The following is a 12144-nucleotide window of genomic DNA, read 5'->3' as shown; positions in this document are numbered from 1 at the left end:
CTTTATTTATAATAACTCTTATACCAGTTTACAAACTCCTCTACCCCATGGACTATATTGGTATTTGGTTTATAATCAAAATTCCTTTTTAGAGATTCTACATCAGCCCAGGTTCTCTCTACATCTCCGGGTTGCATTGGCAACATTTCCTTCTGTGCAGTTTTTCCTAATTTCCGTTCTATTTCTTCAATAAATTTTAACAGGTTAACAGGTTTACTATTCCCAATGTTATACAGCGAATATCCTTTGTTATTCTCCTTATCTATAATCTTAATTACTCCCGCAACAATATCATCTATGTATGTGAAATCTCTTTCCTGGTCACCATTGTTAAACACTTTAATAGGTTTATCATTTATTATAGCATTTGTAAAAAGAAACATTGCCATATCTGGTCTACCCCAGGGGCCATAAACCGTAAAGAACCTTAATCCTGTAGTTGAAAATCCGTACAGGTGACTATAGGTGTGAGCCATTAATTCATTGCTCTTTTTTGTAGCAGCATATAAGCTTATTGGGTGATCTACATTATCCTCCGTAGAAAAGGGAACCTTTTTATTCTGGCCGTAAACGCTAGAGCTACTGGCATAGATCAAATGCTTAATATTATATTGTCTGCAACATTCCAGTAAATTTGCAAAGCCTACCAAATTGCTATCAATATATGCCTGCGGATTCTCTATACTATAACGCACTCCCGCCTGTGCTGCAAGGTTTACCACTTTTTCAAAATGATAGTGGTCAAACAATTTTGGAAGGTTTTCCCTATCCTCAAGGTTTAACCTTACAAATTCGAAATATTTAAATTTGTTACTTTTGCAAATACCATTAAAATTCTTTGCATCCTTCTCTGATATCCCAAGTTCCTTTAACCGGTCATACTTTAGTTGGGGATCATAGTAATCATTAATATTATCCAACCCAACTACGCTATGCCCAGCATCTACAAGTATCTTTGATAGATGGAAGCCAATAAATCCAGCAGCACCTGTAACCAATATATTCATATTAACTTCCTATTGCGTAATATTCGAAACCAAGAGCGGTCTTGGAGTCCTTATTCAAAAGTCTTCTTCCATCAAATAGAAACGCAGGTTTTAGCATGTCCCGATATATATCTTCCCAGTCAAGCTCTTTAAATTCATCCCATTCCGTCAAAACCGCTATAGCATGAGCATCTTTAGTAGCGACATAAGGATCTGTCACTACCTTAACCCTTTGTCTATTCTCCGCTTCAGTTCTTGAATTCAGATAATCAAGATCTGCATAGATCTGTTCTTCTTTTACTTTAGGATCATAAATAGTTACTTCTGCCTGCTCATTCAATAAATAATCTGTAACATAAATGGCAGCAGATTCTCGGGTATCGTTTGTATCCTTTTTAAAGGCCCAGCCAAGTATCGCAATCTTTTTGCCTGATACTGTATTATATAAGGTCTTTACAATATTTGCCGCAAATCTTCTTTTCTGATGATCGTTCATTACGATCACTTGCTCCCAGTAATCTGCAACTTCATTCAGCCCTAATGATTTGGAAATATAAACTAAGTTTAAAATATCCTTTTGAAAGCATGAACCTCCAAAACCTACAGATGATTGCAGGAATTTAGGCCCAATACGACTATCCATCCCAACGGCTTTGGCCACTTCGTTAACATCTGCCCCGGTCTTTTCACATAGTTCAGACATCGCATTGATACTTGAAACTCGTTGCGCTAAAAAAGCATTAGCGGTTAATTTAGATAACTCTGAAGACCACACATTAGTAGTTAAGATCTGCTCTTTCTTTACCCAGTGAGCATAAACATCTACCAGGGATTGAATTGCTTCCTTTCCTTTGTCGGTGGTATCTCCACCAATTAGCACTCTATCTGGATTGAGTAAATCCTGAATAGCAGTGCCCTCTGCCAAAAATTCCGGATTCGAAAGGATTTGAAAATTCACCCCATTTCCTGTATGATCTAAAATATTCTTTAGGGCCTGGGCCGTACGCACCGGTAAAGTGGATTTCTCCACAACGATCTTATCATCTTTAGCCACCCTGGCGATCTGCCTGGCGCATAATTCTATATATTTTAGATCTGCGGCCATCCCTTTGCCTATACCATAGGTTTTGGTGGGAGTATTTACCGAGATAAAGATCATATCTGCTTTATCTATTGCCGCATCCACATCGGTTGAAAAAAACAGGTTTCTTCCCCTTGCCTTTTGCACTATCTCAGGAAGACCCGGTTCATAGATGGGAATCTTCGCTTCGTCTTCATTATTCCAGGCAGCTATTCTATTTTCGTTTATATCTACGACAGTTACATTGATTTCAGGACATTTTTGAGCAATAACCGCCATCGTAGGGCCACCCACATATCCTGCTCCAATGCAACAAATATTCTTAATCTTCATTTTCGAACTATAATTTGCGGTCACATTTGTCTCCCAGAACTCCTTTTACATCGTACACTACCGCACCATCATTCTTAAATTTATTCAAATCTATATTCAGGAATTCCTTATGCGCTACAGTTAGCACTATAGAATCAAACTTTTTTTCAGGTAAACTTTTTGTGGTCTCTAAATTATATTCATGTTTTACTTCAGCCGGATTGGCTAAAGGATCATAAATAGTGATATCTACTCCATAGTCTTTAAGACTCTTGATCACATCCACCACTTTAGTATTTCTTACATCAGGACAATTCTCTTTGAATGTTATTCCAAGCACCAAAATTTTAGCCCCCTTAACTTTAATATCATTCTGCAGCATCAACTTAACAACTTCAGATGCAACATACTGACCCATAGAATCATTCATTCTTCTACCCGCTAGAATGATCTCCGGATGATACCCTATTTCTTGAGCCTTTTGCGCCAGATAGTATGGGTCTACTCCAATACAATGCCCCCCAACAAGTCCAGGTTTAAATGGTAAAAAATTCCATTTTGTTCCAGCAGCTTCCAGTACATCCTGGGTATCTATCCCCATCATATTAAATATTTTAGCTAACTCATTCACGAAAGCTATATTGATATCTCGTTGTGAGTTCTCAATTACTTTTGCCGCTTCCGCTACCTTTATAGTAGGAGCTAAATGAGTTCCCGCACTAATTACCTCTGAATAAAGATCATTCACCTTTTGACCAATTTCCGGGGTAGATCCAGCCGTAACCTTTAGAATCTTTTCTACCGTATGTTCTTTATCACCTGGGTTAATTCTTTCCGGGGAATAACCCACGTAAAAATCTACATTAAACTTTAAACCACTAACTTCCTCAAGAACAGGAACACACTCATCTTCTGTAACACCAGGATACACTGTAGATTCATATACAACAACATCTCCTTTCTTAAGTACCTTACCAACAGTCTCACTGCTTTTATAAAGAGGCGTTAAGTCTGGACGGTTATTTTTATCTACCGGGGTAGGAACCGTAATGATATAATAGTTACACTCCTTTATATCTTCCAGATTAGCAGAACAATACAAACCATTATTACTGTTATTCTCCTTCTTCAAAGCTGACTTTAAAACTTTATCCTCTACTTCTAAAGTAGAATCCACCCCACTCATTAGTTCTCTTACTCTTGCCTGATTAATATCAAAGCCCACTACCGAATATTTTGTTGCAAATAACCTGGCTAAAGGTAGACCTACATATCCTAAGCCAATTACAGCTATATTTTTTTTACTTGACATTTCTATCCTGTTGATTTTATTAACGAAATACTATTTTAAATTATTCCAATACCAGTTTACTGCTTCTTCCAATCCATTTTCTATTTTATGTGATGGTGAATAAGATAAAAGTCTTTTTGCTTTATCTACTGAAGCCAATGAATGTGGAATATCTCCTGGTCGATTAGGCCCATGTTTCACCTCTACATCTGCAATCTTTGAATCAAAATTTGATAAATACTTTTTTAAGAGCTGAGTTAATTCGACTAAGTTTGTCCTATCTCCAACTGCCGTATTGTAAACCTGATTTAAAGCTTCTTTATTTTCAGTAGTCAATGCAAGTAAATTCATTTGGACCACGTTATCTATATAAGTGAAATCCCTCGAGTAGGTCCCATCTCCATTAATCATAGGACTTTCATGTTCCATAAATTGCATAACGAATTTTGGAATAACTGCCGCGTATGCACCATTAGGATCTTGTTTTCTTCCAAATACATTAAAATAACGCAAACCGATAGTATCCATATTATAAGACTTATGAAAAATATCTGCATAAAGCTCATTAACATATTTTGTTATCGCGTAAGGAGATAAAGGCTTACCAATATTATCCTCTATTTTAGGTAAAGATTCAGAGTCTCCGTAAGTAGAGGAGCTCGCAGCATAAACAAAGCGTTTTATACTATTATCTCTGGCGGCGACTAGCATGTTAAGAAAACCTGTAACATTCACCTCATTGCTGGTAATTGGATCTTTCAAAGACCTGGGAACTGACCCTAAGGCCGCCTCATGCAAAATATAGTCCATATCTGCACATGCTTTCTGGCAATCTTCCAGATTACGGATATCAGCTTCAACCAGCTCAAAATCAGGATGGTCTATTATTTTGTCTAAATTTTTCCGATGTCCTGTAGCGAAGTTGTCAAGGCATCTTACTTTTGCGCCATATTCAATTAAGGTTTCACAAAGGTTAGAACCAATAAACCCAGCTCCTCCGGTTACCAGAATTCTTGAAGTGGCAATGATTTCCTTTTGATTTTCAGTAATCAAGATCTTTTTTTTTAACATTTTTCAGTTGGCAAATATAAAATTTCAAATAGAACTATAGTTAATCTGAATCTTAAAGAATTGCCAAATGTCATTTAAGTCATTTAGTTGAATTTTAAAGCGTCTTTCACAATTCTTTTAATTTCATACAACTTTTTTATAGGTAAAGAATGATATAATGGCAAACATAATATCCGGGAAGCTATAGATTCTGAAATTTCTATTTTAACATTGTCCACATAACTCAATTTATTTAATGAGGGATAAAAGTATCTTCTTGGAAAAACCCCTTCATTTTCGAGAGACCTCTTAACTTTTATTAAAGTTTTTTCATTATCAAAAATAATGGGATAATAGCTGTAATTCCATTCAACTCCATCACGAATTTTAATTGTTCGAATATTCGCTGATTCAAATAATTCATCATACTTCTCCACTATTTTTTTTCTAGCCTCAATTAAATTAGGCAAATAGGGAAAAATTGCCAATCCCATTCCAGCCTGTAATTCATTCATTTTAGCATTTATACCTAGTCCGTGAAAATTATTTGGCCCATCATGACCAAAATTATGCCTGTAAAAAAGTTCGTCATGAAGTTCCCTGTTATTACTGAACATAGCCCCTCCTTCTCCAGTATGAAAAATTTTGGTCGCATGAAAACTGCATGTACTTACGTCTCCATATTTAAAAATAGATTGACCATTATAACTTACACCAAATGCATGTGCAGCATCATAAATTACCTTTAGTCCATATTTTTGAGCAATTTTCCTTATTTCTACTATGTTACATGGATTGCCAAATACGTGTGTTGCTAAAATTGCGGTAGTATTCTTTGTGATCGCGGCTTCAATTTTCGTTTCATCAATAGTCAGATAATCCGGATCTATATCTACAAAAACCGGGGTGCAATTCTCCCACATTATAGAAGAGGTTGTGGCAATATAACTGAAAGGTGTCGTAATTACCTGTCCCTGTTTAGCCAAAGATTTTAAGGCTATTTGGAGGGGTAATGTTCCATTTGCGGTTAATATCACATTATCCACCTCTAAATATTCTCGTAATTTAGTGGTTAACTCAAAATGTAAATCACCTCCATTGGCAATTTGATTAGATTCCCATATTCGTTTTAAGATTCTATTATATTCCTCCTGTAGAGGCAAAAATGTTTTAGTTACAGGAATCATTTCTTTGTAATTATTTTACTTATCTCAGTCAAGCTATCAAATTTAAATAGTGTTGCCAATGACAGGTATAGCACCCCCATTAAAATTATTCCAATTGTTATTCGGAAAAAATCATTTAACCCCAGGGACAAAAAATATTGGTCTCCAACAAACATGACAGCTCCAGCTATAGCTGCTAAAAGGAATATTGGCAAGACGTCTAGTAACTGCTTAAAAGCAGAATAATTCAGAAATTGACCAGAGTAATGCGAATTAATGAAAAATGCAACTATTGATATAAATACCTGTCCGTATAATAGCGCCATAATTCCAAATGGTAACGTAATAACCAAAATTATTAATATTATAATCTTTTTAGTTACTTCCAGCTTTAAAAACAGGTCACTCCTTCCTCTTACATTTATTATTCCTAAATTATATGCATGCAGTGGATATAAAATTCCGGTTATGCATAATATCTGAAAATATGGAACTGCGGTTAACCATTTATCTGTAAACAAAAACCTGAAAATCGGTTCAGCTAATATACCAAGACTTATCATAACGGGGGTGACTACGAAAACCACTGTACACATGATACGTTTATACACGAATTTTAGTTGTTTTCCTTCCTTTCCGACCTTAACAAAAAGAGGGAAAGTAACTTTGTCAAGGGCTCTGGATAAGTTTTTTACAGGAAGTTGATTCATCGTCTCTGCCCTGGTATAAAAGCCCACCTGAGCTGCTGAAAAGTATCTCCCTATTACTATTAGAAATGCATTCTGAAAAATCCGGTCTAACAGCTCCGAAATTGTAAGCTTATATCCGTAATTAAAGTGAAATTTAAACTTATTCAGATTAAATCCTGCGGAAGGATACCATTTCGAATAATACCATAACTGCATTGAATTCAAAAGAGAGGTAATAAGAGAGCTCCAAACCAAACTCCATACACCATAATTTAATAGAGCTAAAACTATTCCTGTAACTCCACCCAAGAAAGCCGCAGGAATGGTGATTAATGTCTGGGTTTTAAAATTCATGTTTTTAGTGAAACGAGCTGACTGGACCGTAGAAAAACCTGAAATAATAAACGTAAGACAATACACCCTGATTAAATTTGTCAGGATAGATTGGTTATAGAATTTTGCTATAAAAGGTGCTGAAACAAAAATCAGAAAATAAACAAGGATACTTGTAAGGACATTAAAATAAAAGACAGTAGAATAATCATCAGATTCTAAATTTTCACCTCTAATAAGTGATTTATTGAGTCCGCTATTTAAAAGGGCATTACCAATCCCAACAAAAACAGCAATCATCCCAATCAACCCAAACTGTTCTGGCAGAAGAATTCGAGCCAGAATAACCGAAATGATAAAACCAATGAACTGGTTCCCGAACTGCTCGGCAAATGTCCAAACCATTCCTTTAGTAGCTAATTTCTTTAGGGACATTTATTTTTTAGATGGTCAGCATTAATTAGTTTTACCAAACCTAATCAAACCATTTATAAATAGTTATTTTAGGCCAATCTATATCAGTCAAATATAATAAATTGAATATTCTCAACTTAGATAATATTCTCATGGTTTAGATAATAGGTATTACTCCATCAACTATCACTAAATGAAAACAATCAAAATTTGGTTCACAGATTTTTATGAAGGTTTTGACCCTGCTAATAATTATTTCAACTCCTTACTAACAGAACTGTACATAATCGAATTAGATGAAACTCACCCTGAATATCTAATTTATTCCTGCTATGGAAATAAATTCCTGAAATATGATTGTATACGTATATTTTATACCGGTGAAAATCTGGTTCCAGATTTTAACCTCTGTGATTACGCTATAGGATTTCATAATCTGGATTTCTCAGATCGCTTTATACGCTATCCAAATTTTGCATTAATTGAGGATCAATTTGATCAACTCACTTGCGCTGATCCGAATTTTAAAAACATTAAAGAATTTTTCTGCAACTTTATTTATGCGAACGCAGAAGCGAATCCTCTGAGGGATCAGTTCTTTCATATGTTGAGTAATTATAAAAAGATCAACTCGCCAGGATCCCACTTGAATAACACAAAGTTTGATATAGGAGGAAGATTTACTAAGGATTGGATGTATACAAAATTAGATTTTCAGTCGAAATGCAAATTTACGATTTCCTTTGAAAATAGCTCAACCCCTGGATACACCACCGAAAAAATTATGCATGCTTTTATTTCAAACACCGTTCCGATTTATTGGGGAAACCCAGAAATAGATAAAGATTTTAACCCTAAATCTTTTATCAATTGCCATTCACACGACAGTTTTGAGGAGGTCATTGAGAGGATAATAGAAATTGATCAAAATGATAATCTTTATAATTCAATTATAAACGAACCTCCTTTTTTAAAAAATCAAATACCAGAAAAATTCAATCCTGATAAATTGAAACAGTTTTTTAAATCTATTTTTGAACAGGATAAAATGGCCGCGAAAAGAAGACCTCTCTATGGCACAACAAAGAAATATGAAACTAATCTTAAGTCTATCATCAAGCTACAGAATAAGGTGAGATCATTTTCTAAAATCTTTAGATAATTACAACCTCGTAGACTCTAAATGCACCATGGTAGTAGCAATGATTTCTTCTTTGAATTTACCGGATTCTAATCTACCTTCCAGTCGATTGTTGAGTAATTCAACTGCTTTTAAACCTAATTCTTGTGGATGTTGCTCAATATAACTCAAAGACGGAGTTAAGTATTCAGCTATATCTTTACTTATATATCCTATTAGCTTTAAGTCCTTTGGAATATTAAAACCTTCTTCGTAAGCAACTCTTGTAGCCATAATCGCGCTTTCAAAATCAGTACAAAGAAGTGCTTCAATTTTATCCTCGACAATCAGATTTTTAATTTTTCGCTTGAGATCTTCGGTTTTAGTACTGGTCGCCATTAAACTTGCTGATTCGTTTTGCAAAGCCTTTTCGTAGCCTTTTATTCTTAGTTGGCCGATTCCAACATGATGGATCGCTGATGCCAGACCAATTTTCTCTAATCCTTTTGCTCTAAAAAACTGAGTAGCATCATAAAAGCTTTTTTCATCATCAACTCCAATTTTATCCGCAGGTAAACCTAAATTGATCCTGTCATAAACCACTACAGGTATGTCATAATCTAATAGCGCGAAAAGGTGATCATATTCCTGCTTCTTTTGAGTTTCAATAGAAACAGCGATTAAGACACCATCCACAAACCCGGAAGTAAGCATATCGCAAATCTGCTTCTCCCGCTCCAAAGATTCATTTGAAATATAAGTTATAATCTGTTGCCCGTGCTCCTGTGCCTGTGCTTCCATTCCCGATAAAACTCTCGCATAAAAGCTATTAGAAATATTTGGTATCACCACTCCAATAGTTCCGGTTTTACTTTTCTTCAAATTTACCGCTACCGGATTTGGCCTGTAATTATGCAGATTAGCCAATTCTTTAACCCTTTCAGCAGTTTTCGGACTAATCTCCGGGCTATCATGTAAGGCCTTGGAAACCGTGGAAACGCTTACATTCAATAGTTTCGCGAGCTCTTTTAGTGTAATTTTACTTTTCATAAGTCAATAGGGAAATGGACTATAAAGGTTAAAAAAAATCCTGAAATGGCACAAATAAAGATTTCAGATTTGATGTAATCTTATTTTTTCAGTCCTTTACTTTTTAAAAAACTAAAGATTGTTCGGTAAAATTAAACATACTTCTTACCCTCCACCGCAGAATATACTTATTTGGGATGGAGAATGTGGATTTTGTAGATTCTGGAAAACCCGTTGGGAAGCAAAAACCCAGGGAAAAGTAATTTTTGAAACTTACCAAAATACAGCTAGTAAATTCGAAGATTTCCCCCTAAAAGAATTTAAAAAAGCCAGCCGACTCATAGAACCGGATGGAAAAATTTATAGTGGTCCAGATTCGGCCTATAGGAGTATGTGGCATGCGGGAAATAAATTCTGGCATAAATTATATGCGAAAAACACCTTTTTTGAAAGCATTAGCGATCATGGGTATAATCATATCGCGAAAAACAGATCTTTCTATTTTAAAGTTACCAAATTGCTTTTCGGAAATGATCCGCTCCACCTCAAACCTTACTGGCTACTTTATCTTGCTGGATTAATTTTGATTATCATATTATTATGAATTTTCCTAAATCATACTGGTTTTACATTATTGCTGCCATTATCACCATCGTAGGATTGGTAACTGGATGGTATTTTTTCCTGTTGCTCATATTTCCTATCGGTCTTTTCAGCTCAAATAAAAAAGACTGATTTGTCTGAAACCTTCCATTAATAGGGAGTTAAACTTATATTAAACACTATCCTGTATTTGCTTTAATGCGGCTTTCACAGTAATTTGAATTCAAATTAAATTGAACTAAAATGAAAGATTACGGTACATTATCGCAAGCAATAAATAAGCTAAAACTAGAAGAAGGCTACGAAGAAGACTTCAATTTACTCGATGAGGAGATTGAACTAAAATCTAAGGATCAAACTTTTGGGGTTGAAGAATTTGAGGTAGATAAAGTTTTACGCTTTGAGGGAATGAGCAATCCTGATGATAACGCTATTCTTTATGCCATAACAACTTCAGACAATCAAAAAGGTGTGTTGGTAGATGGTTATGGTGTTTCAAGTGGTCAGATCTCCAAAAAAATGATGAAAAAGCTAGACCTGAAAGATCATCGCGAGTTAGATTAATCAAAGTTAAACTTCTATTAAAAGGAAAGCGGTAGTTGGGCATGATGTCTAACTATTGTATTTTCGTATGGAAATAAAAAAAGCAATAAATAAAAACTATGAATTATTTAGGTTTGGACACAAAAAAGACTAAAAAAACTGTTGAAGAGCTCAACGTTCTTTTAGCTGATTATCACTTATATTATCAAAAACTTAGAAACTTTCACTGGAATGTGATAGGAAAAAATTTCTTTGATCTGCATGAAAAGTTTGAAGAATTATATGATGACGCTAAATTGAAGGTAGATGAGATTGCTGAAAGAATTTTGACTTTAAGATATCAGCCAACTAGTAATTTGAGTGATTATCTTAAAGATTCTAATTTAAAAGAATCTCCGTCTGATATTTCAGATAGCAAGATGATCGAAACGCTTTTGAACGATCACGGTTTGATTCTTAAACAAATGAGAAAAGTTGTTGAAGTTGCAGATGCAGGTGGAGATGAAGGTACAATAGATCTTATCGGCGCTTATATTCGTGAATTAGAAAAGACTAGCTGGATGTTAGATGCCTGGAAGATGAAAACTACCGAACAACATAAGCCAGTAAAATAATTAACTAAATACATATGCAAGAATTCGACTTACAAGAATCAATTAAAGGTATATGGGAAAAATTAGGCGGATGGCTGGATTCTTTAATCCTCAATCTGCCTAATTTTCTTTTGGCCGTAATCGTTTTTATTCTTTTCATATTCATCGCCAAATACGTTGGTAGATTATTTGAAAGGATTACTAGAAAACAGATTAAGCAGGATTCTATCCGTTTAATGGTCGTTAAAGTAATTAAAGCGATCGTTATTTTAATTGGTTTCTTTATCGCATTAGGGTTATTAAACCTCGATAAGGTTCTCACTTCTGTCCTGGCGGGTGCTGGTGTTGTGGGATTAGCCATCGGTTTAGCACTTCAGGGTACTCTTAATAATACATTTTCCGGACTAATTCTAAGTTTTCTTCCCGAATTACAAATTGGTGATTGGGTAGAAACAAATGGATATGCAGGAGCTGTAACTGAGATCAATTTACGGAATATTGTAATTAAGCAATCAGATAATAATTATGTGGTAATACCCAACTCTAAAATTGTTGAGGAACCATTTAAAAACTTCACCAGAACTCCCAGATCTAGGGTATTCGTAGATTGTGGAGTTGGTTATGAATCTGATCTTGAAATGGTACGCGATCTAACATTAGATACCATTAAAGACAAATTTCCTCAACGTGGCAATGAAGAAGTTGAATTCATGTACAATGGTTTTGGAGATAGCTCTATTAATTTTGTGGTTAGATTCTGGGTGGATGCAACCAAGAATAGAGATCTTTTAATTGCGCAACATGAGGCAATTATTTCAATCAAAAAAGCGTTCGATGCGAAAGGTGTAAATATTCCATTCCCTATTAGAACGATCGATTTTTCAAATAAATTATCTCTGAATAAAGGAGGTGAATAAATTGAAAAACTTAAGTA

Annotated in this window: 12 protein-coding genes; 5 read left to right on the top strand and 7 right to left on the bottom strand. The window is 34.9% G+C overall.

Annotation, left to right across the window (positions count from 1 at the left end; all coding sequences use genetic code 11):
* Window positions 1–2 precede the first annotated feature (2 nt).
* The 6 genes from AC2S94_RS10550 to AC2S94_RS10525 all read right to left on the bottom strand — a co-directional run bounded on the left by AC2S94_RS10550 (window position 3) and on the right by AC2S94_RS10525 (window position 7313).
* Window positions 3–1007: an NAD-dependent epimerase gene (locus tag AC2S94_RS10550; RefSeq protein WP_484628566.1), complete on the bottom strand. Its 1005-nt coding sequence runs from the start codon at window positions 1005–1007 to the stop codon at window positions 3–5.
* Between the two features lies 1 nt (window position 1008).
* The gene (locus AC2S94_RS10545; RefSeq protein ID WP_484628565.1) at window positions 1009–2400 is read right to left on the bottom strand and encodes a UDP-glucose 6-dehydrogenase; all 1392 of its coding nucleotides are present in this window, start codon (window positions 2398–2400) and stop codon (window positions 1009–1011) included.
* A 7-nt stretch (window positions 2401–2407) separates the two neighbouring features.
* Window positions 2408–3691 (bottom strand): nucleotide sugar dehydrogenase, encoded by a 1284-nt coding sequence (locus AC2S94_RS10540; RefSeq protein ID WP_484628564.1) that lies wholly within the window; start codon window positions 3689–3691, stop codon window positions 2408–2410.
* Window positions 3692–3721: 30 nt separating this feature from the next.
* Complete coding sequence (locus AC2S94_RS10535; RefSeq protein WP_484628563.1) at window positions 3722–4741, bottom strand: SDR family oxidoreductase; 1020 nt, start codon at window positions 4739–4741, stop codon at window positions 3722–3724.
* An 83-nt stretch (window positions 4742–4824) separates the two neighbouring features.
* A complete protein-coding gene (locus AC2S94_RS10530; protein ID WP_484628562.1) occupies window positions 4825–5907 on the bottom strand; it encodes a DegT/DnrJ/EryC1/StrS family aminotransferase in 1083 nt (360 codons plus the stop codon).
* Window positions 5904–7313, bottom strand: a complete 1410-nt coding sequence (locus AC2S94_RS10525) for a lipopolysaccharide biosynthesis protein (protein ID WP_484630911.1) — start codon at window positions 7311–7313, stop codon at window positions 5904–5906. The genes AC2S94_RS10530 and AC2S94_RS10525 overlap by 4 nt, the downstream gene beginning before the upstream one ends.
* A 202-nt stretch (window positions 7314–7515) precedes the next feature.
* Here AC2S94_RS10525 and AC2S94_RS10520 point away from each other — a divergent pair, with 202 nt between their 5' ends.
* The gene (locus AC2S94_RS10520; protein ID WP_484628561.1) at window positions 7516–8484 is read left to right on the top strand and encodes a glycosyltransferase family 10 domain-containing protein; all 969 of its coding nucleotides are present in this window, start codon (window positions 7516–7518) and stop codon (window positions 8482–8484) included.
* Here AC2S94_RS10520 and AC2S94_RS10515 read toward each other — a convergent pair whose 3' ends face one another.
* Window positions 8485–9492 (bottom strand): LacI family DNA-binding transcriptional regulator, encoded by a 1008-nt coding sequence (locus AC2S94_RS10515; RefSeq protein WP_484628560.1) that lies wholly within the window; start codon window positions 9490–9492, stop codon window positions 8485–8487.
* A 118-nt stretch (window positions 9493–9610) separates the two neighbouring features.
* Between AC2S94_RS10515 and AC2S94_RS10510 the strand changes: the two genes are divergently transcribed.
* The 4 genes from AC2S94_RS10510 (at window position 9611) to AC2S94_RS10495 (ending at window position 12127) form a co-directional block, all read left to right on the top strand.
* A complete protein-coding gene (locus AC2S94_RS10510; RefSeq protein ID WP_484628559.1) occupies window positions 9611–10075 on the top strand; it encodes a thiol-disulfide oxidoreductase DCC family protein in 465 nt (154 codons plus the stop codon).
* A gap of 242 nt (window positions 10076–10317) precedes the next feature.
* Window positions 10318–10638 carry a phosphoribosylpyrophosphate synthetase gene (locus AC2S94_RS10505; RefSeq protein WP_484628558.1) on the top strand — a complete coding sequence of 107 codons (321 nt, stop codon included), beginning with the start codon at window positions 10318–10320 and terminating at the stop codon, window positions 10636–10638.
* Between the two features lie 98 nt (window positions 10639–10736).
* On the top strand, window positions 10737–11231 hold the full coding sequence (locus tag AC2S94_RS10500; protein WP_484628557.1) for a Dps family protein: 495 nt from the start codon (window positions 10737–10739) through the stop codon (window positions 11229–11231).
* 14 nt (window positions 11232–11245) lie between these two features.
* Entirely contained in the window at window positions 11246–12127 is an 882-nt protein-coding gene (locus AC2S94_RS10495; RefSeq protein WP_484628556.1) for a mechanosensitive ion channel family protein, read from the top strand.
* The last annotated feature ends 17 nt before the right edge of the window (window positions 12128–12144 follow it).

This window comes from Christiangramia pacifica (assembly GCF_057221535.1).
The sequence above is the reverse complement of the archived record's forward strand: the minus strand, read 5'-3'. Positions and strand labels throughout refer to the sequence as shown.

Bases quoted from the DNA above. Each gene is read 5' to 3' on its own strand.
- AC2S94_RS10530 (WP_484628562.1), bottom strand. From the start codon at position 5,907: ATGATTCCTGTAACTAAAACATTTTTGCCTCTACAGGAGGAATATAAT.
- AC2S94_RS10535 (WP_484628563.1), bottom strand. From the start codon at position 4,741: ATGTTAAAAAAAAAGATCTTGATTACTGAAAATCAAAAGGAAATCATT.
- AC2S94_RS10525 (WP_484630911.1), bottom strand. From the start codon at position 7,313: ATGGTTTGGACATTTGCCGAGCAGTTCGGGAACCAGTTCATTGGTTTT.
- AC2S94_RS10505 (WP_484628558.1), top strand. From the start codon at position 10,318: ATGAAAGATTACGGTACATTATCGCAAGCAATAAATAAGCTAAAACTA.
- AC2S94_RS10545 (WP_484628565.1), bottom strand. From the start codon at position 2,400: ATGAAGATTAAGAATATTTGTTGCATTGGAGCAGGATATGTGGGTGGC.
- AC2S94_RS10515 (WP_484628560.1), bottom strand. From the start codon at position 9,492: ATGAAAAGTAAAATTACACTAAAAGAGCTCGCGAAACTATTGAATGTA.
- AC2S94_RS10540 (WP_484628564.1), bottom strand. From the start codon at position 3,691: ATGTCAAGTAAAAAAAATATAGCTGTAATTGGCTTAGGATATGTAGGT.
- AC2S94_RS10495 (WP_484628556.1), top strand. From the start codon at position 11,246: ATGCAAGAATTCGACTTACAAGAATCAATTAAAGGTATATGGGAAAAA.
- AC2S94_RS10520 (WP_484628561.1), top strand. From the start codon at position 7,516: ATGAAAACAATCAAAATTTGGTTCACAGATTTTTATGAAGGTTTTGAC.
- AC2S94_RS10500 (WP_484628557.1), top strand. From the start codon at position 10,737: ATGAATTATTTAGGTTTGGACACAAAAAAGACTAAAAAAACTGTTGAA.
- AC2S94_RS10550 (WP_484628566.1), bottom strand. From the start codon at position 1,007: ATGAATATATTGGTTACAGGTGCTGCTGGATTTATTGGCTTCCATCTA.